23 protein-coding genes and 1 riboswitch are annotated in these 23739 nt (G+C 60.4%); of the genes, 7 read left to right on the top strand and 16 right to left on the bottom strand.

The features are described 5' to 3' along the window. Positions 1-24: 24 nt before the first annotated feature. The 12 genes from A6U86_RS15450 to oiaX all read right to left on the bottom strand — a co-directional run bounded on the left by A6U86_RS15450 (position 25) and on the right by oiaX (position 14144). Positions 25-1089: an ABC transporter ATP-binding protein gene (locus A6U86_RS15450; protein WP_068392721.1), complete on the bottom strand. Its 1065-nt coding sequence runs from the start codon at positions 1087-1089 to the stop codon at positions 25-27. 17 nt (positions 1090-1106) lie between these two features. Then, positions 1107-2621: a DUF5060 domain-containing protein gene (locus tag A6U86_RS15445; protein ID WP_068392720.1), complete on the bottom strand. Its 1515-nt coding sequence runs from the start codon at positions 2619-2621 to the stop codon at positions 1107-1109. 38 nt (positions 2622-2659) lie between these two features. Next, positions 2660-3538, bottom strand: coding sequence for a carbohydrate ABC transporter permease (locus A6U86_RS15440; protein WP_068392716.1), 879 nt, complete (start codon positions 3536-3538; stop codon positions 2660-2662). After that, positions 3535-4434 carry a carbohydrate ABC transporter permease gene (locus tag A6U86_RS15435; RefSeq protein ID WP_068392714.1) on the bottom strand — a complete coding sequence of 300 codons (900 nt, stop codon included), beginning with the start codon at positions 4432-4434 and terminating at the stop codon, positions 3535-3537. The genes A6U86_RS15440 and A6U86_RS15435 overlap by 4 nt, the downstream gene beginning before the upstream one ends. 96 nt (positions 4435-4530) lie before the next feature. Then, positions 4531-5784 carry an ABC transporter substrate-binding protein gene (locus A6U86_RS15430; RefSeq protein WP_068392712.1) on the bottom strand — a complete coding sequence of 418 codons (1254 nt, stop codon included), beginning with the start codon at positions 5782-5784 and terminating at the stop codon, positions 4531-4533. A gap of 84 nt (positions 5785-5868) precedes the next feature. Then, entirely contained in the window at positions 5869-6507 is a 639-nt protein-coding gene (dhaL, locus tag A6U86_RS15425; protein ID WP_068392709.1) for a dihydroxyacetone kinase subunit DhaL, read from the bottom strand. Continuing rightward, the gene (locus tag A6U86_RS15420; protein WP_068392706.1) at positions 6504-7523 is read right to left on the bottom strand and encodes a dihydroxyacetone kinase subunit DhaK; all 1020 of its coding nucleotides are present in this window, start codon (positions 7521-7523) and stop codon (positions 6504-6506) included. Before A6U86_RS15420 ends, dhaL begins: the two co-directional genes overlap by 4 nt. Before the next feature lie 59 nt (positions 7524-7582). After that, a complete protein-coding gene (locus A6U86_RS15415; protein WP_068392704.1) occupies positions 7583-9466 on the bottom strand; it encodes a hypothetical protein in 1884 nt (627 codons plus the stop codon). Beyond that, positions 9463-10497, bottom strand: coding sequence for a Gfo/Idh/MocA family protein (locus tag A6U86_RS15410; protein WP_068392702.1), 1035 nt, complete (start codon positions 10495-10497; stop codon positions 9463-9465). The genes A6U86_RS15415 and A6U86_RS15410 overlap by 4 nt, the downstream gene beginning before the upstream one ends. A gap of 124 nt (positions 10498-10621) precedes the next feature. Continuing rightward, positions 10622-11449 carry a phosphogluconate dehydrogenase C-terminal domain-containing protein gene (locus tag A6U86_RS15405; RefSeq protein ID WP_068392700.1) on the bottom strand — a complete coding sequence of 276 codons (828 nt, stop codon included), beginning with the start codon at positions 11447-11449 and terminating at the stop codon, positions 10622-10624. Positions 11450-11544: 95 nt separating this feature from the next. Beyond that, entirely contained in the window at positions 11545-12879 is a 1335-nt protein-coding gene (locus A6U86_RS15400; protein WP_068392697.1) for a four-carbon acid sugar kinase family protein, read from the bottom strand. Between the two features lie 5 nt (positions 12880-12884). Next, complete coding sequence (oiaX, locus tag A6U86_RS15395; RefSeq protein WP_068392695.1) at positions 12885-14144, bottom strand: 3-oxo-isoapionate-4-phosphate decarboxylase OiaX; 1260 nt, start codon at positions 14142-14144, stop codon at positions 12885-12887. A gap of 185 nt (positions 14145-14329) precedes the next feature. Here oiaX and A6U86_RS15390 point away from each other — a divergent pair, with 185 nt between their 5' ends. The 4 genes from A6U86_RS15390 to A6U86_RS15375 all read left to right on the top strand — a co-directional run bounded on the left by A6U86_RS15390 (position 14330) and on the right by A6U86_RS15375 (position 16932). Then, positions 14330-15034 carry a transcriptional regulator NanR gene (locus A6U86_RS15390; RefSeq protein ID WP_068392691.1) on the top strand — a complete coding sequence of 235 codons (705 nt, stop codon included), beginning with the start codon at positions 14330-14332 and terminating at the stop codon, positions 15032-15034. Between the two features lie 110 nt (positions 15035-15144). Further along, on the top strand, positions 15145-15357 hold the full coding sequence (locus tag A6U86_RS15385) for a hypothetical protein (RefSeq protein ID WP_068392687.1): 213 nt from the start codon (positions 15145-15147) through the stop codon (positions 15355-15357). A gap of 57 nt (positions 15358-15414) precedes the next feature. After that, positions 15415-15831: an NUDIX hydrolase gene (locus A6U86_RS15380; RefSeq protein ID WP_068392685.1), complete on the top strand. Its 417-nt coding sequence runs from the start codon at positions 15415-15417 to the stop codon at positions 15829-15831. 228 nt (positions 15832-16059) lie between these two features. Continuing rightward, positions 16060-16932 carry an undecaprenyl-diphosphate phosphatase gene (locus tag A6U86_RS15375; RefSeq protein WP_068392683.1) on the top strand — a complete coding sequence of 291 codons (873 nt, stop codon included), beginning with the start codon at positions 16060-16062 and terminating at the stop codon, positions 16930-16932. Between the two features lie 53 nt (positions 16933-16985). On the opposite strand, the gene A6U86_RS15370 is transcribed toward A6U86_RS15375, so the two are convergent. The 4 genes from A6U86_RS15370 to thiM are packed head-to-tail and all read right to left on the bottom strand — an operon-like array spanning position 16986 to position 20000. Beyond that, positions 16986-17750, bottom strand: a complete 765-nt coding sequence (locus tag A6U86_RS15370) for a 3-oxoacyl-ACP reductase (RefSeq protein ID WP_068392678.1) — start codon at positions 17748-17750, stop codon at positions 16986-16988. Continuing rightward, positions 17747-18568 (bottom strand): bifunctional hydroxymethylpyrimidine kinase/phosphomethylpyrimidine kinase, encoded by an 822-nt coding sequence (gene thiD / locus A6U86_RS15365; RefSeq protein WP_068392676.1) that lies wholly within the window; start codon positions 18566-18568, stop codon positions 17747-17749. Before thiD ends, A6U86_RS15370 begins: the two co-directional genes overlap by 4 nt. Further along, positions 18565-19200, bottom strand: coding sequence for a thiamine phosphate synthase (gene thiE / locus A6U86_RS15360; RefSeq protein WP_068392674.1), 636 nt, complete (start codon positions 19198-19200; stop codon positions 18565-18567). Before thiE ends, thiD begins: the two co-directional genes overlap by 4 nt. After that, the gene (gene thiM, locus A6U86_RS15355; RefSeq protein ID WP_068392673.1) at positions 19197-20000 is read right to left on the bottom strand and encodes a hydroxyethylthiazole kinase; all 804 of its coding nucleotides are present in this window, start codon (positions 19998-20000) and stop codon (positions 19197-19199) included. Before thiM ends, thiE begins: the two co-directional genes overlap by 4 nt. Before the next feature lie 46 nt (positions 20001-20046). Further along, a riboswitch (TPP riboswitch) is annotated at positions 20047-20143 on the bottom strand. A 234-nt stretch (positions 20144-20377) separates the two neighbouring features. Between thiM and A6U86_RS15350 the strand changes: the two genes are divergently transcribed. The 3 genes from A6U86_RS15350 (at position 20378) to A6U86_RS15340 (ending at position 23733) form a co-directional block, all read left to right on the top strand. Then, on the top strand, positions 20378-20524 hold the full coding sequence (locus A6U86_RS15350) for a DUF1127 domain-containing protein (RefSeq protein WP_068393972.1): 147 nt from the start codon (positions 20378-20380) through the stop codon (positions 20522-20524). 496 nt (positions 20525-21020) lie between these two features. Then, a complete protein-coding gene (gene yghU, locus A6U86_RS15345) occupies positions 21021-21896 on the top strand; it encodes a glutathione-dependent disulfide-bond oxidoreductase (RefSeq protein ID WP_068393971.1) in 876 nt (291 codons plus the stop codon). A gap of 220 nt (positions 21897-22116) precedes the next feature. Next, positions 22117-23733 carry a hypothetical protein gene (locus A6U86_RS15340; protein ID WP_068393970.1) on the top strand — a complete coding sequence of 539 codons (1617 nt, stop codon included), beginning with the start codon at positions 22117-22119 and terminating at the stop codon, positions 23731-23733. Positions 23734-23739: the final 6 nt, after the last annotated feature.

The following is a 23739-nucleotide window of genomic DNA, read 5'->3' as shown; positions in this document are numbered from 1 at the left end:
TCCGAGCGCGGCGCTTCGGGTGATTTACAGCCGCAGCTGACTGGCCTTGTCGAAGAAATGAAGGTTGGGCGATGACAAGGAAATGCGGACGGTCTGGCCCGGTGTGAGCTCGGCGCGTTCTCTCATCACCCAGGTGAGTTCCTTACCTTCCAGATCAAGCGCAACATGCGTTTCGGAGCCGGTTGGCTCGACGACCGTCACGGTAGCGGCGACGCCAGCATCCTGAGCAAAAGCGATATCTTCGGGGCGAATGCCAACGATGACATCCCGATCTGCAGCCTGGGCAGGGGCGTTGGAGAGAGCGATGCGCGTTCCTGAGGGCAGGGTGAGCGTCGGCGTGGCATCGCCTGTGATCCTACCTTCGAGGAAATTCATCGCCGGCGAGCCGAGAAAGCCCGCGACGAACACATTCTTCGGGCGGTCGTAGAGTTCGAGCGGAGAGCCGACCTGCTCAACTTTCCCGCCTTGCAGCACGACAATCTTGTCCGCCATGGTCATGGCTTCGATCTGGTCATGCGTGACATAGACAATGGTCGTCTTCAGGCGCTGATGCAGGGCCTTGATCTCGGCGCGCATTTTCACGCGCAGCTTCGCATCGAGATTGGAGAGCGGCTCATCGAAGAGGAAGACCTTCGGATCGCGAACGATGGCGCGGCCCATGGCGACGCGTTGGCGCTGGCCGCCTGAGAGCTGGGCGGGCTTGCGGCTGAGCAATGGCTGCAGCCCGAGAATGTTGGCGGCCTCGCCGACCTTGCGGTCGATCTCGGCACGCTTGGCTCCTGCAAGCTGCAGCGCAAAGCCCATATTTTCCGCCACAGTCATTTGCGGGTAGAGCGCGTAGTTCTGAAACACCATCGCGATGTCGCGATCCTTCGGCGGCAGGTCATTGACGACCCGCTCGCCGATCGAGATTTCGCCGCCGGTAATGTCTTCCAGTCCCGCGATCATGCGCAGCAGGGTTGACTTGCCGCAGCCCGATGGGCCGACGAGGATTACGAATTCGCCGTCCGAGATTTCGACATCGACGCCATGGATGATGTTGATCGCGCCGTAAGACTTCCTGACGTTCTTGATGGTCAATCCGGACATGAAATTTTTCCTCTAAATCAGTGCTTCTTGCGAATGCGCAGCGCCTGGTACGGCTTCCCCGGCAATTCGACGCCGAAGGCCGCATCCGCCTTGCCGCCTCGGACGATTGCGCCATGGCGCGTCGGGTGAGGGATCGGCGCCTCCACCTTCTTGGCCTGGGTGATCGTCATTTCCCATGTGTCGATGATGTCGACCTCGTAATCCGTGCCGTCCTTGGGCAGGCCCGTCGACCAGACGACCGGCTGGTGTTCGCCGAGATAGATGTAGCTGACATCACCGTCGCGAGCGCCGGAGACGCGCGTCCAGGGCCATTCGCCAGCTCCTGCCATCGGTTCGAGTCCGTTGACGACATCCTGCTCAAGCAAATCGCGCAGAAAGCCGATGCGCTTCCACGCTTCGCCGCGAAGCTCGCCGCCCTTGGCCCACCAGATCAGATCGTCCGGATGCGAATAGGTTTCGCCATGGCCTGCATAGCCGCCACGCGTCGTGGTGATCCAGAAGCGATGCACCAGTTCCTGCGCGGTCAGATTGCCCCAGGACTGGATGATGTTGCCTTCATATTCCGGCTCGTCGTTGACGACGGGCTTACCGTAAGCGTCGCGCCATTCCTGGGTCCGCTTCACATCCCAGTTCTGGATGCAGGTATGCGTCACCCACGGCTTGCGATGATCGAAATTCATTGTCGCTTCGCCGTTATGGATGGATTTCAGGTGACCGTAAGGGTCGTTTTCTTCGAGAATGTGGAAGTAACGGTCCCATTGCGACATGGGCTTGGTGTCGAGAAGGAAGTCATACTCGTTGGCAAGCGCCCACCAGACGTTGCGATAGGCCGCAAGGCGCGCCGCAAGATAGGCGACATAGCGGAAGTCCTGCTCGGCCGACATGTCGGCATAGCCCCAGCGATCATAGGGGTGGAACATGATGAGGTCGGCTTCGATGCCTAACTCGCAGAGGGCTGCGACCTGCTGCTCGAAATGGCGGAAGAGGACGGGATTGGGCCTGTCGAAATCCTCTTTGCCGTCTGCGCCCTTCTCGAAGCAAGGGTATAGGGGTTCATTGACGTTGTAGGGATAATCCTTGGGGAACACACCCATGCGGATCTTGTTGAAGCGTGCCTGCTTCAAGGTCTCGAGCGTCTGCGCCTGCATCTCCAGCGGCTGGTGCGTCCAGGCATAGCAGGTGGTGCCGAAGGAGAGGAAAGGTTTGCCGTCGGCATAGGCGAAGTGGAACTTGTTGCGCACATGCACCGGGCCGTGATTGCCCACCGAAGGCTTGATGGCGACGAAAGAGCCGGTCTTGCCATCAAGCTCTGTGGTTTTCGAGCGCGTGCGGAACGACCATTCCCCCTCGTTGTCGGGCATGAAGCGAACGCGATAGGTGCCGTCGCCGTCATAGAAGCCGGGTACGCGGACCTCGCGGCTGTGCTGGCTGAAAACGGCATCGAATGCCACATCGAGATAGGGATTGCCGCCCGAAGGGCCGTTGAAAGCCGCTTCGAAGACACCCCATTTTTCGACGGACGCATTGGACATGGTATTCTCCTCGGAAGATCTATGAATAGTTTGACTGTTCAGCCCTTGACGGCGCCGGAGGTAAGGCCGGAGACGAAGTAGCGCTGGAAGATCAGATAAACGATGGTAGCCGGCAGCACGGTCATGACGATGGCGGCGTTCAACTGCCCGTAATCATTGGAAAACTGGCCCTGGAAGGACATAAGCCCGAGCGGCAGTGTCCACATGTGCTGATCCTGCAGCAGCACCAGCGCCATCGCGAATTCATTCCATGTGGAGACGAAATCGAGGATCAGTAGTGCTGCAAGCACTGGCAGGCAGACCGGCAAAAATATCCGGCGGAATATGGTGAAATGACTGGCGCCATCGATCAACGCCGCCTCGGACAATTCCTTCGGAATGCCCCGGAAGAAGCCATGCAGAATGAAGACCTGATAAGGTACACCGAAGGCGATGTAGGGCAGGATGACGCCCGGATAGGTGTCGATCAGGCCGAGTGAATTGACCAGCGTGAACAGCGGCGCCAGCATCACCTGAAAGGGGATCATCGTGCCGAAGACGACAAGAAGCAGCAGCGCCTTGCCGAACCGCAGGCGGATCTTGGCAAGAGCGTAGGCCGCCATCGCCGACAGGATCAGCCCGAGCGGCACCTTGATGACGGTGATGATGGCGCTGTTGAGGAAGGCACTGGCGAAATTGCCGCGGCCCCAGGCGCTCTCATAGTTCCCGAAAGCAGGATTGAGCGGAGGCATGAAGGCGCCTGTCGTCGTCACATCAGCCTGCGTTTTCAGCGAGGTGAAGACGATGAAGATGAAGGGGGCAAGCCAGATCAGCGCGACGACAAGCAGCGCGATCCACAAGGCGATCAGAATGGGGTCACGCTTGCGCTTTGCCACAGCAATGGTTTCGAAGTCGCCGGACACAGATGTTGCCGTCATTGCGCGGCCTCCTCATGCTTTTGCGTCCAGCGCAGATAGGGAATGACGACGACGATGGTGATGAGGAGCAGGACGACGGAGATCGCAGCGCCGCGGCCGAAATCGAAGATCTGCATCGCCTGGGTAAAGGCCCAGAGCGCCAGCATCTGCGTGGATTGCGCCGGTCCGCCGCCGGTCAGGCCATAGACGATGTCGAAAGCCTTGAGCGAGGAGATGACCGACAGCACCAGCACGATGGTCATCGTCGTGCGAAGTGCCGGCAGCGTGACATATCTGAAGATGTTCCATCGCCCGGCGCCATCGATACGCGCGGCCTCCACCAGCGTCTGCGAAACATTTTGCAGACCGGCGAGAAACAGCACCATGGAGAAGCCGACCGATTGCCAGAGATAGGCGACAAAGACGGAGTAGAGCGCGACGCTCTTGTCTCCGAGCCAGTCCTGGATCCAGCTCTGCAGCCCCATCGAGGTCAGGATCTCGGTGAAGAGGCCGAAGAAGGGGTCGTACATCCACTTCCACATGGTCGCGACCGCAATCGGCGCGATGATGACGGGAAGGTAGAAGATGGCGCGAAAAGTGTTGCGCGCGAAAATCTTCTGGTTGAGGCTGAGCGCCAGCAGCAGCCCGACGATCGGCGGGAAGACCACGCACATGATCGTCCAGATGACAGTGTTCCGGAAAGCGACCCAGAAAACGGGGTCTTGCGCGAAAATATACTGATAGTTCGCCAAACCGACGAAGGGTCGTTGGGGATCGAGGCCGTTCCATTTCTGGAAGCTCAGCACGACCACGTTCAGCATCGGATAGAGAGCGAAGATCGCGTAGATCAGCATGGCCGGGGCGAGCAGGATCAATGCCTGGACGCGGGGATCATGGGTTCTGTTGCGGAGTGACATTCTGATAGCTCCCGGCGGCGGCTGGCGCATGGGCACCGAAGCGAGGGAAGCCGTCGACCATGATCTTTGATCCGGTTGGCGGCCTCCCTCGGAGGATCAGGTGCGGCCCGAGATGAAGGTCTGCAGCTGTTTGGCAGCATCAGCCGGCTTGATATTGCCGGCCGCGACATCGTTGATCACCCGGAAATATTCGGTGGTGACGTCAAGCGGGAACGCCTGGTCACCGTTCATGTAGACCTTGCCGTAGGTCTTGAAGATATCCAGCCACTTTGACTCCAGCGGCTTCTGGTTGGCATATTGGACGTTCTTATTGACCGAGATCGAGCTGATCTGCCCGACAAGATCCTGCTGGACCTTGGTCGACAGGAAATAATCAAGGAACTTGGCGGCGAGGTCCGGATTTTTGCTCTTGGTGCTGACGTAGTTGTACTCAGCAAAGCCATAGAGCCGGTTGGTGTTCGTCGGGAACGGCACGACACCGTAATCGTCGAGGTTGACGCCGCTGCCGCTCAGCTGGCTGACGAGCCAGTCGCCTTCCAGCATCATCGCTGCGCGGCCGGCGACGAACAGCGTGTAGGACTGCTGGTTGCTGATGCCCATGAAGGGTTTCAGCGTGTAGTCACTGGTCCATTTGGCGAATTCGGTGAAGGCGTCGGTGGCGCAGGGCTCCTTCGTCCAATCGGTCTTCATGGCCATAAGCGCGTCGTGCTTTTCGGCGCCGCATTTGGTTTCGAGCAGCACGTCCATCAGACGCATGACATGCCAGTTGACCGAACCGCCGAAGGTGAAAGCCGGAATGCCGGCGGCCTTGAGCTTCTCGGCGTCTGCGAGCAGCTCTTCGTAGGTCTTCGGTGCGTCGGTGATGCCAGCCTTCTGGAAAAGCTTCTTGTTGTAGTAGATCGCCTCACCCTTGAAGGTGAAGGGAACGCCATGCTTGCCGCCCGGATAGAGATCGGCAAAGGCGGCGGCCGACGGGAGCAGCTCGTCGTTCCATTTGTACTGGGTGTAATATTTGTCGAGCGGCAGCGACAGGCCGGCCTTCACATATTCACCACCAAGACCGAGACCGGCCCAGCTGAAATAGATATCCGGACCCTTGCTGGAACCGGCGGCCACGCGAAGGGCGGTCTTGTGTTCATCGACGCCACGCTGGACGATCTGGATATGGGTACCGGGATTGGCGGCTTCGAAGTCGCTCGCCACCTTCTTGAGGGCGGTGTTGGCGCCGCCATTGTCAAAATTCAGCGTCCATAGCGTCAGGTCTTCTGCAGCGGCATTGGTTGCCGCCAGCGCTGCCGCGGCAATCGCAACCGCGCCGAACCAACGCGTATATCCATAGCTGATAGCCATCTCCCATCCTCCTCCGAGCAAAGCTGAGGGCGGTTTTGGCAAATAGTTGTCAACATGTCAACTGGTATGATGAGTTCATCATCACTATGGCGAGAAATGCGCATGCAGGCACGAGATCACGACGACGGCCGAAGCGGCTCCCGGATCCATATGGCCCAGGGCGCGGTCACCAAGCCGGGATGAGCGGCCTTTTGCGGCGATCATGTCCTTGGTTGCTTCCGCTCCCACTTTTGCCGCCTCCAGTGCCGCGGTCAGGCAGGCGGCAAGAGGCTGGCCCTGTTCACGGGCAGATCGACAAGCCGCAGCGGCAGGCGCCCAAGCATCGACCATCGTCTTCTCGCCGACCTCCGCCTTGCCGCGGTCTTGAATTCCCTTGGCGAACGCCGCAACGATCTCGACCATGTCATCATCGTTCAAAGACGTTTTGCCTTTCGCGGATGCTCCTGCCCGCATGAGTGCTGTTGCATAAAGCGGACCGGAAGAAGCACCGACGGCATTGAGGAATGATTTGGCCGCCGTGTTGAACACGAGCGTCGGATCGGCCGTTTCATCCAGCTCAGAAACGGCCTTGGCAGCGGCCGCGAAGCCTAGTTCCATGGCGATACCGTGATCAGCATCGCCGATCACGCCATCAAGCTCGCAGAGGCGATCCTTTTCACGTGCCATAGCCTCGGCGATATCAGTAAACAGCGATTTCAGGTCTTCCACAGTCGCAACAGTCATTGCAGAGCCTCGCCGGAGCGGAACATGGCGCAATCGCAGGGATGGTCGATCAACCGCTGGAGCTCGTCATCGAGGTGCATCAGCGTGATCGAGGCGCCGGCCATTTCCAGCGAGGTACAGTAGTTGCCGACCAGCGACAGATGGATAACCAGGCCCGCATCGTCGAGCATCAATTTCACCTTGCGCATCATGATGTAGAGTTCCATCAATGGCGTCGAGCCCAGCGAATTGACGAGTACGGCAACGCGATCGCCGCGCGCGGGTTTCATCTCGTGCAGTATCTTGCCGAGCAGTTCGTCCACCACCTCATCCGCCGGTTTCAGCGGGCCGCGCGCAATGCCTGGTTCGCCATGAATACCCATGCCGATCTCCATTTCATCGGCCCCGAGTTCGAAATTCGGCTTTAAGGTCTGCGGCAGGGAGCAGGGGGAGAGCGCGACGCCCATCGTAAACGTCCGCTCATTGGCCCAGCGCGCAACGCGTTCGACCTCGTCGAAGCCATACATCATATCGCAGGCGGCACCCGCAGCCTTGAAGACGAAGACATTGCCCGCAACGCCGCGCCGGCGCTCCTTTTGCTCCGGCGATGCGGAAGCGATATCATCGGTCGTGACGACCGTGCGGACCTCGATATCATCCATGGCAAGCATCTCGGCCGCCATGTCGAAATTCATGACGTCGCCGGCATAATTGCCATAGAGGAACAGTACGCCGACGCCACCGTCGACGGCCTTGGCGCATTCGATGATCGGGTCGGGTGGCGGCGAGGCAAAGACGTTGCCGATCGCGGCTGCATCGGCAAGTCCCTTGCCGACGAAACCGAGGAAGCTCGGCTCATGTCCTGAGCCGCCGCCGATGACCACGCCGACCTTGCCGGGTCGCGGTCCGTGCTTCGCAACGATCGAGCGTGGCGATTGGTCGAGGGCGCGCAGGTGTCGTGGATGAGCTGCGAGGATGCCCGCCAGCATCTCGTCGACGGCGGCCGCACCCTCGTTGATCAGTTTCTTCGTCTTCACGCCGGTCCTCCCAAATCACTGCGATTGTTGGGACTAACATGCGCGTCTGCGAGTTCAGGTCAATCCATCAAACTCACGGAAGCGACCTCATAGGCTCGCAGCGTGAGGATGTCTTTTCCGGGGTGGTCAGCGAGGCGAAGGGCTCCGAGCTCGATACGGCGCGGCGCAGGGGTGATGTTGACCAGATGCAATTCTCGTTGCGTGCCTGTGCGCGCGGTGAGGAAGGCGAGCACAGAGGATGGGTCGGACGACAGACACTCGCGCCAGCGGCTGCCGGCAAGACGAGCAAGCGTCGCGATCGAGTTGAAGATCGGGCGATTGGCGCCTGCTGGGGATGGTTCGTTGTCGCCGGCGATGAGGCCGAAAGGCCCGGTCAGTGCGGAAAGCGTCAGGCACTCCAGCTCGGCATCAAGCACGCGAGCGGCATAGCCGAAAGCGAAGGCTTCGCCAAAACGGGCATTGTGGCGGGGGTCCGAATTGGCCATGGCCACGCGTGCGCCGCCAGGATTGTCCATCGTCCGGCTGCCATAAGGGTTCTGTCGCATGGGTATGGTCGACGGGCCAATGCGATAGTGCCTGTTGCCATAAATGGCGCGCACGGAGCGGGTGATGAACGGCAATGCCTCCAGCGTCTGCATGACGCTGAGGTCATCGGCTGCATGCACGATGGGATTGGTACAATGAGTGATGAAATCGAGCGGTTCTGCGGGAACCCGCTTGCGGTTGAGTTCCGTGAAATAGCTGAGCATGCCGCCACCCAGACGCATGCCGGGAAAGGCTGCATGTGCGGCCGAATAGACATCATCCAGCGGCGGACATTCCGGCCATTCACTGCCCGGCGGGGTCGATTGCCGGTCAACGGAGGGAGACATCACGATTGCATCGGGGTCGAAGTTGGCAGCGTGCATCCAGGCCGCGATTTGCCTTGCTTCGGCAAGCGGTGTCTGACGGCACGGCAGCGCAATTTCCAAAGTCGATTTGCCGGCGTGGAGTTTCGCGATGGCAGCGAAGGATTTAAAGGCATCACCGCCATGGCCGGCATTCGGGTCGAAGTGGAACAGCAGTTCCTGCGGCGTGATCTCGGCGAGCTTATCGCGAGCCCTGAGCGTTGCAGCCGCTTCCTCCGGCGTGATGATGAGCCCGATCGCAGGCATGATACCCGACCTTGCAGTAAGGCCAAGGCTGATCGGCGCTGTATTTTCGGAAGGAGGGAGCGGATTTGCCGGTGAACGGCTCATCTCGCCGACGGTCAGCACGACGCGCTGCCGTACTGGCTCGCCCACCGTTATCTGATAGGGCCATGGCAAGGCGAGGGGACGGACATAGGTCTTGTAGGACGCATCCGACCAGTTGCGCTGGTCTTCCATTTCGAAGGGGTCGCCCTCCATGCGGCATTCCGCCGTGACACTCGGCGTGACGCGATGGGTGATCGCGCGCATATCCTTGAAGGGCTGCCACGGGTCTATGAGGTCCGGGAAATGCGTATCTTCGCGAGTGCCATCGACGTGCTCGATCGACACTGGCATACCCGCGACGCCGACGATTGGATGCAGGATGCAGAAGCCGCAGCGGTTCGTTTCAAAACCGGTCGCAGACAGGGCGTCCGCCTCGAAGATCAGGGGCTCGCCCGCCTGCGCGGCGATCCGTACGTCAACGACAAGTTCGGTATCATCCGGCCCGGTGTAGCGGGCCAGATAGCTGACCGAGAAGCCGTTCGGCTGTTGCTGTATACGCAGATTTTCGACGTATGGAGCGTAGGTGCCCCAATCTCGATCGCGCACGAGATAGGAGATTGCGCGCAGCACCTCGGCGCCGCCATAGCTGATGCTGCGCAGGTTGCCGTTTTTGAAGTCAACGACAAGTTTTCCGGCCGTCAATTGAAGCGCAGGCGTTTCGGCTTCATGCGTACCGTAAAGCGGAAACGGATCGATGTCCGTCGTCATCGCAGCATTGCTCCGATATCGACGGCATGTCCGCCAGCCGCACTCTCATAGGCAGCCTCGACAAGTGCCAGAGTCTTGAGATTGTCGGCGCCTGATGTCGAGATCTCGCCGCCATCGGCCAGACGATCGGTCCAGTGTTGCTGGATCGCCAGAACGCTCTTCTGGATGTTGTGCCATGGGCGTGAAGCCCAAGGGAGAAGACGAGGTGACGCGTCGGAAACGATCAGCCCGTCAGGACCATTGACCTCCAGGCGATAGCCCTGGGAAAGCCGGATCGTGCCCTTCGTGCCATCAAGCTCGATCAGCGTTTCCGGAAATGGCTCGGTTGCGAGCTTGGTGGCATAGCTGACATCCACGATCGATGTCGCGCCGCTTTCGTGATCGAGCAGAATGGTAGCGACATCTTCGCCCTTGATCTTCGGATTGACCCGTTTGGTGCGGGCCGTCAGCGAGCTGACGTCACCAAGGATGAAGCGGGCGATATCGAGCGTGTGGATGCCGAGATCCTCAATGATGAAACGCTCGCCTTCGGCCAGATATGGCTGGCCGGAAAAGACATCGTAGCCCGATCGGAAGGAGAAGCGACCCCAGAATGGCTCCCCGATTGCACCCGATGACAGGACGCTTTTCACGGCTTGAATAGGCGTCTGCCAGCGGAAGTTCTCATGGACCATAAGGGGAATGCCAGCTTGTGCGCAGGCTTCCACCATTGCCTTCGCATCATCAAGCGTCTTTGCAAAGGGCTTCTGGCAGATTGCCGGCATCTTGTGGGCGGCGGCCATTTCCACTAGCGCGCGGTGGCTTTGCACTGTCGTCGCGATATCGACGAAATCGAAGCCGCCATCGGCAAACATCGCGCCGGCATCGGCATAGCGGCGCTCGATGCCAAACTGGTCGCCGACGATCTTCAGCCGCTCGGGATCGCGGTCGCAGATCGCAACGATATGGGCACCGTCGACGTTTTGCCAGGCGTGCATCTGATTGACCGCGAAGAAGCCGCAACCGATCAAAGCGCCCTTGATGTCTGTCATGTCAGCCTGCCTATGTCATTTGCATTCATGTCACTCAGTTTCGTCGCCTCCTTCCGGGTGCGAAACACGCGCAGTTCCCGACAAGGCGACAAAGGGAGGGCCAGAAGCCCTCCCTCGGATGTCATCAGGTAATGCGCTGGATGCTGGCGGCGATTTCCTGCGGTTCGAAGACATTTTTCCAGTCGTCGCGCATCAAGGCGGGGATGCCGAACTCGATTGCCTTGTTGCAGGCATCGGAGAATACACCGTCGACTTCCTTGAAGATCACCGCGCCGAGCACGTTCATATGACCAAGCAGAAAGTCACGGGCGGCTTCCGCCGGCACGCCGCGGGCAACGCATTCATCCATCGCCTGACGCATGACGACAAGCAGGGATGCGCACACCGTCTCGGAAAGGCCGGGCTCCAGCATCGCCATCTGCTCGACGGTGACGCGGTGCGAGCGCATGACCGGCGCCCAGATGACCTTGGCGATTTCCTCGCCGAGCGTATAGGCGCTTTCCGGTCCCTGCATCAGAGCCGAAACGATGTGCTGCTTGGCGAAGAGGCCGCCGAAATGGTCCTTCTTCGCCTGCATGTCCGTTTCATCGTTGAAGATCGGTGGGTGGCAGGGGTGGGTGACGAAATAGGTGAGATCTGCGCGCTGCGGCAGATGGCCGGCAAAGGGCGCGGCGGCGTCGAGAGCGACGACCATCGTGCCGGGCTTGAGCTTGTCGACAATGCCGGCAGCAACCTTGCCGATCGCCGTATCCGGAACGGCGAGGATGACCACATCAGCGCCATCAAGCGCGGCGTCCGCCGGGACGCAATCGATGGCAAGATCGTTCTTCAGGCGCGCCTTGCCAGCGTCGCCGACCTCGACATGGCGCACGTCGAAGCGCGAGCCTTTCAGATTCTTGGCGAGCCGGTAGCCCATTTTGCCGCCGGCGCCGAAAAGAGCAATTGCAGTCATGATAACACCTCGTTCACGTTCAAATCGTGATATCGTAACTGGTATGATGAGTCAATGAGTATGCCAATGTGTCGGCCAGAAAATGGCGCTTCCGCCTACGAACCTCTGCCGTCGCGGATCTGCGCGAAGTAATCATCAGTCCCGACCTGTCCACCCTTGAGGGCAATCTGCAAACCGTTTGTCGGTGCGTAGCTGCCATGCGCAGTGCAGAGCGGTGATCCTGGGGTTTGCGGCAATGGCAAAAGGGTGGTGAGTGCCTCGACGCGCAGTTCCTGTAGTGCGTGACTCGACGTATCGCCGCCGGCGATAACAGCGCGACCGAGGCTTTCCTGCTCGATCAGGCGTCGGAGAAGGATGCCTAGAGCTTGCCCGAGGCGGTGGCGAGCGCCGGGAATGCGATCGATATCGCCGCCTCGATCAGCCGAAGGTCCAAGGGCGGTATGGAGGATAACGCTGCGACCTTCCTTCAGACCGGCAGCGCCAGCATTGGCTGCTATCTCCAGCGCGCGCTCGGCATTTTCGCCGATCAACTCCAGCGGATCGACGGCGATCCCCTCGAAGCCCTCTGTCGTCGCCCGGCGAATTTGTCGCTCGGTCGTGGGGGAGACGCTGCCGGAAACGACGGCGAGGCGCTCGACTTTGCCTGGCTGCTGGAATTCCGGCTTCGGTCCGATCAACCCTTCGTCGCGCCAGGCGTTCAGCAGGGCATATTCGACCCCGGAAGAGCCAGCGACGAAGGCGTTGCCTTTGCCTTTAAGGTGCCATAGCTGGCGGCCGGCGGCTGCCTGCGTTTCCGGGCTATCGACGTCCATGAGCAGGATGCCGTCACCCTCCCTTGCAAGCACATCGATCCGCTCATCGGCGTCCGGGGCCACCATGGTCGTGAGATCGGCGAGGCTAACGGGCAGGGATGTCTGCTTGCGGAGATGAACAGCAAGATCGGCCTCATCCATTGGCGTGACAGGGTGCCGGCTCATGACGGGGTGGCGGTCGATGCGGAAGACCTGGCCCTGATAGGCGGCGAAGAGATGGCCGAAGGCGGTATAGCGCCTAAGCTGCGGCGCGCCGACGACGACCGGAACAATCGACGGATTAAAGAGCGCCCTGCCGATTTCGATGGCCTTGCCGATATTGCCGATCTTCGGGCTGGAATCGAATGTCGAGCAAACCTTGTAGTGGCAGATCGCAGCGTTCAGGCTCTTCAGCCATGAGAATACCGGCGTCAGATGGCGTCCCATCCATTCGGGCGTCTCGCTGCGGCTGGTGCCGGCGATGCCGATGGCGCGGCAATCCTTGAAACGCTCCAGCATGGCGGCGCTAGGAATGCCGAGAAACAGCACTGTCGGCACCCCATTCGAAGCCAGCGCCTCCATGACATCGGTGGAGCCCGTGAAATCATCGCCATAATAGCTGAGAAGAAGATTGGACATTGCGCTCACGCGTCCTTGCCGTCGCTGAATTTTGCGATCGAAGCGGCAAGCTCCGGATGATCCCTGGCATAATCCTCAAGCGGAATGTCGGAAACGGCGGCCTGCCACGCCTGCTGGATGGCGCGAACGCCAGCCGCCGGACCGAAGGGATGGCTGACGATGCCGCCGCCGCAAAGATAGAGGAGATCCGTGGTCCGCCCGGTGCGCTGGTAGGTTTCCGGCGCCTGACCGCCCCACTGGCCTGAGCCGGCCACGGGTAGGGGACAATCGGATTGATCGAAGAGCGGCGTGCTGATGGCCTTGAAGGACTCGACGAAGCTGTCGTCGGGCTCCCAGTATTTGACCCTGATGCCATTGATCTGGAACTGGTCGACGCCGAGCAGGCGCCAGAACTGCTGGTAGACTTTGAAGTCCATGCCGGCGCCGGGATGGCGGGTGAGCACGTCCCAGCCATTGCGATGGGCGTGCAATACCAGCCCGGAACGCTTACGCAGAAAACTCATGCCGCCGAAGCCGACTGAGTTGATGTTGACGACGGCGCAATTGCCACCGGCCTTCAGCACCAGATCATGGTTGCGCATCATCTCGTCGGGGTCGGCATGCGAAATACCAAAAGCGTACATCACCTTCTTGCCGGTCTTCTGCTCGTGATCGCGGATCAGCGGCATGATCGCCTCGACACGTTCCTTCAGCGGCGAATAGGCCGGGCTCATGAGCTTCTCGTCGTCCTTGATGAAGTCGACGCCCGAGCCGATCAACTCGCTGACGAGCGCTGCCGTCTCCTGTGGCCGCAATCCCAGCGCCGGCTTGACGATCGTGCCGATGATCGGGCGGCCGCTGACGCCGGTAAGCCGCATGCTGCCGGCAACGCCGAATTGCGGGCCGGGATGAGCATCGCGAAAGGCTTCGGGCAACTTCATATCGACGACGCGGATGCCGGTCATGCCCTTGATCGAATAGACACCGCCGATAGCAATCGTCATCAGTGCCGCGAGATCCGTGCCGATGGCATCGAGCGGAAAGGCGATATCGACATCAGCCCGACGGATGGGGCCGTGACCTTCCGCGACCTCGGGCCATGTCGGTCGCGCAGCGTCAGCAAGCGGCCGGATCGCGATTACTCGCGCGGCAACACGCGCCTTTAGCTCTTCCGTTTCACCGGGAACTGCGACGAAGGTGCCTGTGGACTGATCGCTGGCAATCTTGCGGGCCATCGCCTCGATGCTGCCCGGTGTTTCGATGCGATAGGTGATGGTGATGGTCATAAGTGGCTGATAGCTCCTTGCGCCGACGATTTTCGCGTGGCGTAAACTGGTAATCTGGTATAATGAGTATCCCAACTTCTGCAACGATTTTTTTGTTCGATAGCCGGCAAGCCGTTCCATATGGGCTTCCGCCACGCCAAGCAAAAATGCATAAGGGAGGCAGAGCTTTGAGCAAGCGGGGTTCCATGGGTCAGCCAGCCGAACAAATTGTACGCCGGAAGCTTTCCGATGAAGTCTTCGACCGGTTGGAGCGGTTGATCACATCGGGAGAACTCAAGCCGGGTGATGAAATGCCGTCGGAGCGTGTTCTTATGGAGCGGTTCGGCGTTGGCCGGCCGGCGATCCGCGAGGCCATGCAGTCGCTTGCCAATATGGGGCTGGTGAATATTTCCCACGGCGAGCGGGCAAAGGTGCTGCAGCTCACGGCACAGTCGATTTTCCGGCAGGTGGATCTGACGGCGAAGATCATGCTGTCGCAGTCGTCTGACTCTCTGGAGCATCTGAAGAGCGCGCGTATTTTCTTTGAGCGTGGCATGGCGCGAGAAGCAGCAGCGCGCGCAAGCGAAAAAGATGTCGCTGACCTCAAGGACATCATCGAGCGCCAGCGCGCCTTCCTCGGCCATGCCGAGGAATTCATCGCAGCCGACATGCAGTTTCACACACGCATCGCCCAGATATCAGGCAACCCGATCTTTGTTGCCGTCAGCGAAGCCATGCTGGCCTGGCTGAAGGCCTACCATACGGACATGCTGATCTGGACCGGCAAGGAGAAGTTCACGCTGGTCGAGCACGAGGAGATCCTCGGGCGGCTCGCTGAGAACGACGCCGATGGCGCCGAGGCAGCGGTGCTGAAGCACCTGGAAAGATCACGCGCGCTCTATACCAAATAGACATGTTCGGCTTGACGCGGCGGCCGTGCTACTTTCGGCAAGGCGCGTATATCTGTCGCAATTCCTCCTCAATCCTCGTGGAATCTCGGGAGATAAATAAGAGGTGCGTGATGACCAACTTCATCCAGCGGAATATGGCGCTCGTCCTGGCTCCCGTCATGACGGCGCTTGCGATAGCCATCTATAATTTGACGTGCCTTCTGATCAGGCATCATCACACGATGCTGCATGATCTCCATCGTGCAATCGGCGCCATCGTCCTCTTCATCGGATTTTATGGCATCATCCGTTACATGCAGTCGCTGCCCGAGGACGACGGCTAGGATCCCGTCGATCTTTGGAAAATCGAGCGGCGCAAGCATGATCGCGAGGAGACGGAGATGCATGACATTGCGCTCGGTGCCCTGACCCGGAACGGAACTGTTCTGCTCGCAAGGCGAGGTCCCAAACGCAAGGCGCATCCAAATTGCTGGAGCCTCCCGGGTGGCCACATTGAGGATGGCGAAGGCGCCGAAACCGCCATGTGCCGAGAACTGATGGAAGAAATCGACGTGACGCCGGAGCGCTGGCAGCTTCTCGGCACATTTGTTTCAGAAGGGCCGCCTGAGGTATCCGCCAGGTTCCATATCTATCACATCGATGGGTGGCGCGGCGTTCCACGCCTTGTCGATGATGAACACACCGAACTCAGATGGTTTACTGCCGCCGCGTTAGCGTGCGAGGCGGCATTAGCGCCAGCTCAGCTTGGTGAAATGCTTGGGAAGCTAGTCGCGAATAAGGCCGCGGCATCTGCTTGACCTTCATAATGACTCTTGAGCCAGGGATTTCATTGGCTCACAAAAATAAAGCCGGTAATTTCAGATAGAGTTCAGCCTCTCCACCTATCCTCCGCCTCGATTCTTGATGCGGGATCGGTAACGCATTCGACATGCGCGGCCGCTAACGTGCCAAAAATTGTTTCGCAGCAAGGTTCATCGCGCCATTCCGGCGCTAAGCCCCCACTTAAGAACTGAGGATATCGAAACGTGGCTGATGTTTGTACACAGGGCGTAGACACGGGCTTTGTCGCCCTGGGCTATGCCAAAATTGCTTTTCTGGGTGTCGTGCAGGGATTGACGGAGCTCCTGCCGGTTTCCTCCACCGCCCATATGCGCCTGGTGCCGGCTTTGCTCGGCTGGCAGGATCCTGGTTCGGCGTTTTCGGCGACTATGCAGCTCGCCGCGCTGGCGGCGATTGTCTCTTATTTCTGGAGCGACGTCCGCTTTGTCACCTTCGGGTCGCTCGACGCCGTAAGAAGCAGGAATTGGCGTTCACCCGCAATAAGGCTTGCGGTTGCCATTATCATCGCCACGATCCCGATCGTGATCGCGGGCCTGCTGCTGTCGTCTTCGCTGAATGCCTGCGGCACGTCGTTTCGCAGCCTGTGGGTCATCGGCATTGCCTGCCTTGTGATGGGCATTCTTCTGGCCGTCGCGGAACTTTACAGCCGCCACAGAAAGAACATCGAAGAGATGACCCTGGTTGATGCCCTGTTTGTCGGCATCACCCAGGTCGGCGCGCTTATACCGGGCGTATCGCGCTCGGGCTCGACTTTGACCGGCGCGCTTTTCCTTGGCCTGCAACGCGATGAGGCCGCTCGGTTCTCATTCCTGCTCGGGCTTCCGGCTATCGCGCTTGCCGGCTTGAAGGAGCTGTTCGAGCTCTACAAGGCCCATATTCCGATGGAAGCATGGTCTGTTCTGCTCGTCGGCCTCATTGTCGGCAGCATATCGTCCTTCGTGACCATCTGGGGCCTGATGCGCTTCTTGGAGCGCTTCTCCACCTGGCCTTTCGTGATCTACCGCGTCGTACTGGGTGTCGTCATCCTCTTCGGCGTGCTGACCATGGGCTGGGCCTGATCGTCCATCCAGAGATGGAGGCGGCGACCATGGGTCATCGCCTCCTATTGCGATCAGCCAAACACCAATCCGCCATCGACGATCAGGTTCTGCCCGGTCACCGCGCGTGCCCAAGGGCTTGCGAAGAAGAGAATTGCGTCGGCCGCTTCTTCCGGCGTGGTGACGCGACGCAGTGGCGTATTGGCTGCGATGATGTCGAAGACGGCCTCAGGTGTGGCGCTGCTGGCATCTGTGGTCCGGAGCAGACCGCCGGAAACCATGTTGACGGTAATTCCGAGCGGCCCGAGTTCCGCGGCAGCCGTACGGGTCAGTGACAAGAGCGCTGCCTTGGCCGCCGTATAGTCGTGATAGGGCACGACCGGATTCTGGAAGAGGTTGGTGCCGATCGTGACGACGCGGCCAAATCCCGCTGCCGCCATGCCCGGCCGCGCCGCCTGAATGAGGTTGAGCGCGCCCTGGAGAGCCGTCTCAAGCTGCTTCGCCATCTCGGCCCAGCTCAAGGCGTCCAGTTTCGAGCGTGCGTCACCATTGAAGCTGAAGTCTGCCAGTGCATTGTGAACGACGGTCGTCGGTGCGCCGAAATGGGCCGTTACGTCAGCAACAAGCCGCTCCGTTTCGGCGAGGCTGCGCATATCGGCCTGGAATGCCCTCGCGCGATCGCCCAGCTCTGCGGCCAGTGCTTCCGCTTGCTGGCGGCTTGCACGGTAGTTGATCGCGACTTTCGCGCCTTCGCGGGCAAAGGCTGCAGCGATGGCGGCGCCCAGACCGCGCCCGGCGCCGGAGACGATGACGACTTGGTCCTTGATTGGCAGGCTCATTTTTCAACTCCTTCATTGTTTGCCCATAGCGCATGGAAATGCTGCACGGGTCCGTGGCCGCTGCCGACCGAAAGCTGGCCGGCGGCGGCCACTGCGTTTGCGAGATAGTCTTTGGCGGAAGCAACGGCCTGTGGCAGCGGCCGCCCTTTGGCGATTTCGGCGGCAATGGCGCTGGAAAGCGTGCAGCCGGTTCCATGCGTGTTCTTTGTCGGCAAGCGATCGGCCTCGAACCAGGTGAGGGCTCCGGCGCTGGCCAGCACGTCTGGGCTCTCACGACCTTCGAGGTGGCCGCCTTTCACCAGAACGGCAGCGGGGCCGAGCTTGGCCAGGGCAAGGGCCTGACGCGCCATGTCTTCGCGGCTCTTTGCCTCGGTTTCATGCAACAAGGCCGCCGCTTCCGGCAGGTTCGGCGTCAGCACCGTTGCCAGCGGCAACAGCCGACGGGTCAGCACATCGACGGCGTCTGCAGCAAGAAGGGCCGCACCGCCCTTGGCGATCATCACCGGGTCGAGGACGATAGGAACGTCGCGATGCCGCGCCAGACTATCGGCAACGGCCTCCGCGATCGCCGCATTGGCGATCATGCCGATCTTGACAGCATCGACGCGTATGTCGGCGAAGATCGCGGCGATCTGATCGGCAACGAATTGCGGCGGTACGGGATGGACGCCGGTAACGCCTTGAGTGTTCTGGGCCGTCAATGCCGTGAGAACGGCCATGCCGTAGACGCCGCGTGCCGAGAAGGCCTTCAGATCGGCCTGAATACCCGCGCCGCCGGAGGGGTCGGAGCCGGCGATGGAGAGGACATTGCGGATCATTTGCGCGCCTCCTTGATGGCTTGAGCAATAAGGACTGTTGCAGTCTCGGGGTCGGGCTTGCCGCAGATTGCCGAGACGACAGCCAATCCATCGGCACCGGCAGCGAGGGCATCGGCAGCATGTTCAGCCTTCAGGCCGCCGATGGCGACTGTCGGAACCGGGCAGAGTTTGATGATGCGGGCCAGGCCGTCAAAGCCGATTGGGTGCTTATGGTCGGGTTTGGTCGGTGTCGCAAAGACAGGGCCGACACCGACGTAGTCGACGACATTGGCATCAATGGCCGCGGCGAGAGCTTCCGTCTCCACCGAGAGGCCGAGAATCATCTCCGGCCCGACCCGGCGGCGGGCCTCGCCGGCATCCAGATCTTCCTGGCCGATATGCAGGCCATCGGCACGGATGGCGATGGCAGCCTCGACATCGTCGTTGACGATAAGAAGGGCATTGCTGCCGGCCAGCGCTTGCTTGAGGGCAAGGCCGGTCTCGATCATGGCTGCGGTCGACGCATGCTTGTCGCGCAATTGCACGATGGTCGCGCCGCCGGCGACTGCGGCACGCGCAGTTTCGACCATGCCGATATCGGCGCAGAGTACGGGGTCGAGAACGAGGTAGAGTGAGAGATCGAAGGTCTTCATGCCGTCAAAATCCTGGCTTTGGCGGAAAGCGTTTCCGCATCGAGGGCGGTCAGCGCATCGAGGAAGCGCCAGGAGAAGGAGCCGGGGCCATCGGCCGCCGCTCCTGCCTGCTCTCCGGCAACCGCAAAGACAGCAAGCGCCGCCACCGTTGCGTCGAAAGCATTGTCGGGCGTGGTCGCCGCGAAAGCCCCGACAAGGCAGGTCAGCGAGCAGCCGAGTGCGGTGACCTGTGGCATGAGTGCCGATCCGCCTTCTATGCGCCGCGTCTTCTGTCCGTCAGTGACCAAATCGGTAACGCCGGTCACGGCAACGACGCAGCCGTGCGTTTGAGCGAGTTGTCTTGCCGCATCCTCGGCCAGTTCTACGGGATCGCGGCTATCGACGCCCTGGCCGCGGCTGGCGCCGCCGGCAAGTGCGATAATTTCCGAGGCATTGCCGCGGATGATCGTCGGCTGCAGCTCCAGCAATTGCGCCACCGCCTGGCGCCGGAACGCGGTTGCGTAGTGCGCGACCGGATCGAGCACCCATGGCTTGCCGGCCTTTTTCGCCGATTGCGCCGCTGAAAGCATGCCGGCGAGCCATCCCGCCGACAAGGTGCCGATGTTGATGGTCAGGGCTCCGGAAATGGCGGCGAATTCGGCCGCCTCTTCCTCTGCGTGAACCATGGCGGGCGATGCGCCGGCCGCGAGCATCACGTTTGCGGCGATGTTCATGGCCACGAAATTGGTGATGCATTGCACCAGCGGCGGATTCGCCCGCATGGCGCCGAGCAGAGTGGCGGGATTGGTGTCGTCTTGCATATCGCCCTTTCAGGCGGGCGAGACGCGAGGGGCGGCATGGGAAACTGCAAGGCCCCGAGCGACTCCCTCCGCCAGCATGATCTGGTTCAGGTTCAAAGGGTGCTTCTCAGCCCGCCGAACAGCGGACGCCCCTGTCTCTCAATCCGGCTGTTTTCGCAGACAAAGGCGGCTCTGTCATCAGCAAATCGCAAAGCAGGGCAGGCGGCGGCTCGATCCCGCACCCAAATCCTCCGGCAATCCATGCATCAGTTGCATGGGTGCAGTGCCACCTTCGCGCTGCAAAAAGAAAGGAGTTTGCACTATATATTCCTCATCGGAGCGAACGAAGCGCCAAGCACGGCAGCTCAGCTTCGAATACCCAAGGAAAGGGGATCATCATGAACGTAGCACGCTCTTTCAATAACTGGCGCAAGTACCGTCAGACGGTTGCCGAACTGGGTCGCGTGTCCACGCGCGAACTGCATGACCTCGGTATCGATCGCGGCGAAATCCGCAATGTCGCCCGCGCAGCCATCGCTGGCTAATAGCCCGACGACTGAATTTAGAGCCGTATTTCCTGGCGCCTGCTTCCTCCCGAGCAGGCGCTTTTGTTTTGTCCGCAAGGCAGCCGCCGCTGCTCCGGTTGCCGAAAAAATGCACGGCCCCAGCCTTAAGCTTTTCGCATAGCGCATAACTGCCCTGCAAAGAAATGCCTATGAACTGAGCAAAAGACTGGTATTTTCTACTCATCGAAGCGATGCACCTCCTCCCGCATCCCTTCGCTCTGCAGACGCCCTACTCCTCCTCCCAAGGGTCGTCTGCGCGAACAGCGCCACTCCTCCTCCCGTGCGCTGTTCATTATTGCCGAAAGCCTGCCGCACCTCCTCCCGCGGCAGGCTTTTTTCGTTTTATCCGGCACCATCCAAAAAGCGGCTCGCGCTCCTCTCGCAAAAATGAACTGCCGCTACTATGTGCGACTGACGTAGCGCGCTACATCGATGAGCACGCCCAATCTGATTCACTGAAAATGAGAGGATGCCCATGACCGGTTCTGCCGAATACACGCCCCCTAAAGTCTGGACCTGGAACAAGGCGAATGGCGGCCAGTTCGCCAATATCAACCGGCCGATCGCCGGGCCTACCCATGAAAAGGAACTGCCTGTGGGACGCCACCCGCTGCAGCTTTATTCGCTGGGCACGCCGAATGGCGTGAAGGTCACCATCATGCTCGAGGAACTGCTGGCGCTTGGCCATAGCGGCGCCGAGTATGATGCCTGGCTGATCAAGATCGGCGATGGCGACCAGTTCGGCAGCGGCTTTGTCGACGTCAATCCCAACTCCAAGATCCCGGCCTTGCTGGATCGCAGCGGCCCCACGCCGATCCGCGTGTTCGAATCGGGATCGATCCTGACCTATCTCGCCGAAAAGTTCGGCGTCTTCCTGCCGACCGAGCAGCCGGCCCGCGCCGAATGCCTGTCCTGGCTGTTCTGGCAGATGGGCAGCGCGCCCTATCTCGGCGGTGGCTTCGGCCATTTCTTCGCCTATGCACCGACAAAGATCGAATATGCGATCGATCGCTTTGCCATGGAAGTGAAGCGCGAACTCGACGTGCTCGACCGTCGTCTGGCTGAGAGCGAATATATTGCCGGCAGCGAATACACGATCGCCGATATCGCAATCTGGCCCTGGTACGGCGGTCTCGCCAAGGGCTGGCAGTATGGCGCGGCCGAATTCCTGCAGGTGCAGGACTATAAGAACGTTCAGCGCTGGGCCGAGCAGATCTACGCACGGCCGGCCGTCAAGCGCGGCCGAATGGTCAACCGCATGTCGGGCGACCCATCCGAGCAATTGCGCGAGCGCCACGATGCCAGCGATTTCGATACTAAGACGCAGGACAAGATCGCGCCCGCCAGCTGACGTTCGGATTTCGCTCCCGATCCTGATGAACTCGCGGCCCAAAGCCGCGAGTTTTTTGTTGCCTCTGTTGTTGAACGACTAGGCCCACGATCGCCAAGTCAGCCTCGCTCCATCTTGCTTGGCCTAATGTGCGGCTGCTGGCAACTTTCTGCTGGCCGAATAGAACGCTGGGCATTCATGCAAGGCGTTCCGAACCATGATGCCAGAGGATTGCTTCTCCATGCCGCAGATCGTTGACCACCGTGCCCAGGACAGGAATGTGGCTGCAGGCACACCGGTGCAACGGTTGGAGACGGGGGAGGCGGCTCTTCTGAGATGCCTGATCTCGGGTGGCGACGAGAGACTGGATTGCGACGAAACCACGGGCCTCAACATGTATGGCCATGGTCCGTCACCCCGCCCGCGCGATCTCGCCTTCGGCTCGTCGACAGCATCCACCATTTCCGCGGCGGCGTTTTCCGCCGTAAGCACCTATTATTCCGGGTTACGGCATGAGATGGAAAGCGGTTTGGCCACCGAGATCTACGAGCGCGAAATCGGACAGGTTCGCCATGATCTCTTGCGTCTGCTCGGCCTTAATCAATCGTCTGACCAGTCACGCGTCGATGCCATATTGGCGACATCGGGCACGGACATCCATCTCTTCGCCGCAGCTCTCCTGGCGCGCGAAGATGATCAGCCTTTGATGACGATCACTTTGATGGGCAATGAGACAGGCAGCGGTGTGATGATGGCCGCGTCCGGGCGGCATTTCATGGCGCGCGTCAGCAGCGACCAAGCCGTCGCGAAAGGCGAAGAGCTGAGAGAGGGCGATGCCACACGGAACGCGACCGTGGCCGTGCGCAACAAGGACGGCTCGCTACGCACCGATCTCGAAGTCGAGGAAGAGCTGCGGGGTCTGATCGAGCTTGCCCGCGCCGCCGGCCTCAGATGCCTGCTCGTCGTGACTGATGTGTCCAAAACGAGCCTGTTGGCTCCAAGTCTGGAAACGGCTCTGCGCCTGAAGGCACGCTTCGGCGCCATACTCGACATCATGATCGACGCCTGCCAGTTCCGGCTGTCGGCAGCAACAATCCGTGCCTATCTCGCGCACGATTTCATGGTGGCCCTGACGGGTTCGAAATTTTTGGCCGGGCCGATTTTCAGCGGCGCACTCCTTTGCCCGCCACCAGTATCGGAGCGCTTCAGGCACCGAGCCGTGCCCGCAGCGCTTGCCGATTACTGCGGCAAGGCGGAATGGCCGGAAGGCTGGGCAGCACGTGAAGCCTTAACTCATCGTGCCAATTTTGGGCTGCTGCTGCGCTGGAAGGCGGCTTTGTTTGAACTCGAACGCTTCTTCGCCATCCCCCAGGAAAAGGTGATTGCGGTTCTCACTGCCTTCGCGGAAGCTGTCACCGCACGGCTTGAGAGCGATGCCGCTTTCGATCTCCTGGATACAAGGCCGCTTGATCGAAGCAATCTTTGGGGCGCATCGTCGATCCGCCGCTGGGACGAGATTCCTTCGATCATCTCGTTTTATCTGCGCAACCCCCATGGCGCCGGCGTTTTGACGGCGGCCGAAACTGCAAGCGTTTACAAGCAGCTGGCAATCGAAGAAGGCGAGCTTGCCGCTGTTCGTATCGGACAGCCTGTTCGTTGCGCCGATTTCGGTGATGTTCCGGCAAGCGCCCTTAGAATCTGCCTGAGCGCGCCTCTGATTGTTGCGGCTTGCGAAGGCGCTGCAGCGCTATCGGATCTCATAGCGCAAGCCATGACTGTTCTTGATAGAACGGCCGACATGGCTGCCCGGATATCGGCCGAATCTGGCCACGGACAAGCTCTGCTCGCAAGCGCCTAAGCCATT

Source organism: Rhizobium sp. AC27/96, from assembly GCF_001692325.1.
Taxonomy (GTDB): Bacteria; Pseudomonadota; Alphaproteobacteria; order Rhizobiales; family Rhizobiaceae; genus Rhizobium.
This window is presented reverse-complemented; position numbering and strand designations above follow the sequence as displayed.

Bases quoted from the DNA above. Each gene is read 5' to 3' on its own strand.
- A6U86_RS15415 (WP_068392704.1), bottom strand. From the start codon at position 9,466: ATGACGACGGACATCGATCCGTTTCCGCTTTACGGTACGCATGAAGCC.
- A6U86_RS15385 (WP_068392687.1), top strand. From the start codon at position 15,145: ATGACCAACTTCATCCAGCGGAATATGGCGCTCGTCCTGGCTCCCGTC.
- A6U86_RS15390 (WP_068392691.1), top strand. From the start codon at position 14,330: ATGGGTCAGCCAGCCGAACAAATTGTACGCCGGAAGCTTTCCGATGAA.
- yghU (WP_068393971.1), top strand. From the start codon at position 21,021: ATGACCGGTTCTGCCGAATACACGCCCCCTAAAGTCTGGACCTGGAAC.
- A6U86_RS15445 (WP_068392720.1), bottom strand. From the start codon at position 2,621: ATGTCCAATGCGTCCGTCGAAAAATGGGGTGTCTTCGAAGCGGCTTTC.
- thiE (WP_068392674.1), bottom strand. From the start codon at position 19,200: ATGAAGACCTTCGATCTCTCACTCTACCTCGTTCTCGACCCCGTACTC.
- A6U86_RS15410 (WP_068392702.1), bottom strand. From the start codon at position 10,497: ATGACAGACATCAAGGGCGCTTTGATCGGTTGCGGCTTCTTCGCGGTC.
- A6U86_RS15450 (WP_068392721.1), bottom strand. From the start codon at position 1,089: ATGTCCGGATTGACCATCAAGAACGTCAGGAAGTCTTACGGCGCGATC.
- A6U86_RS15340 (WP_068393970.1), top strand. From the start codon at position 22,117: ATGCCGCAGATCGTTGACCACCGTGCCCAGGACAGGAATGTGGCTGCA.
- A6U86_RS15435 (WP_068392714.1), bottom strand. From the start codon at position 4,434: ATGTCACTCCGCAACAGAACCCATGATCCCCGCGTCCAGGCATTGATC.
- A6U86_RS15405 (WP_068392700.1), bottom strand. From the start codon at position 11,449: ATGACTGCAATTGCTCTTTTCGGCGCCGGCGGCAAAATGGGCTACCGG.
- A6U86_RS15430 (WP_068392712.1), bottom strand. From the start codon at position 5,784: ATGGCTATCAGCTATGGATATACGCGTTGGTTCGGCGCGGTTGCGATT.
- thiD (WP_068392676.1), bottom strand. From the start codon at position 18,568: ATGATCCGCAATGTCCTCTCCATCGCCGGCTCCGACCCCTCCGGCGGC.
- A6U86_RS15350 (WP_068393972.1), top strand. From the start codon at position 20,378: ATGAACGTAGCACGCTCTTTCAATAACTGGCGCAAGTACCGTCAGACG.
- dhaL (WP_068392709.1), bottom strand. From the start codon at position 6,507: ATGACTGTTGCGACTGTGGAAGACCTGAAATCGCTGTTTACTGATATC.
- A6U86_RS15440 (WP_068392716.1), bottom strand. From the start codon at position 3,538: ATGACGGCAACATCTGTGTCCGGCGACTTCGAAACCATTGCTGTGGCA.
- oiaX (WP_068392695.1), bottom strand. From the start codon at position 14,144: ATGACCATCACCATCACCTATCGCATCGAAACACCGGGCAGCATCGAG.
- thiM (WP_068392673.1), bottom strand. From the start codon at position 20,000: ATGCAAGACGACACCAATCCCGCCACTCTGCTCGGCGCCATGCGGGCG.
- A6U86_RS15380 (WP_068392685.1), top strand. From the start codon at position 15,415: ATGCATGACATTGCGCTCGGTGCCCTGACCCGGAACGGAACTGTTCTG.
- A6U86_RS15370 (WP_068392678.1), bottom strand. From the start codon at position 17,750: ATGAGCCTGCCAATCAAGGACCAAGTCGTCATCGTCTCCGGCGCCGGG.
- A6U86_RS15400 (WP_068392697.1), bottom strand. From the start codon at position 12,879: ATGTCCAATCTTCTTCTCAGCTATTATGGCGATGATTTCACGGGCTCC.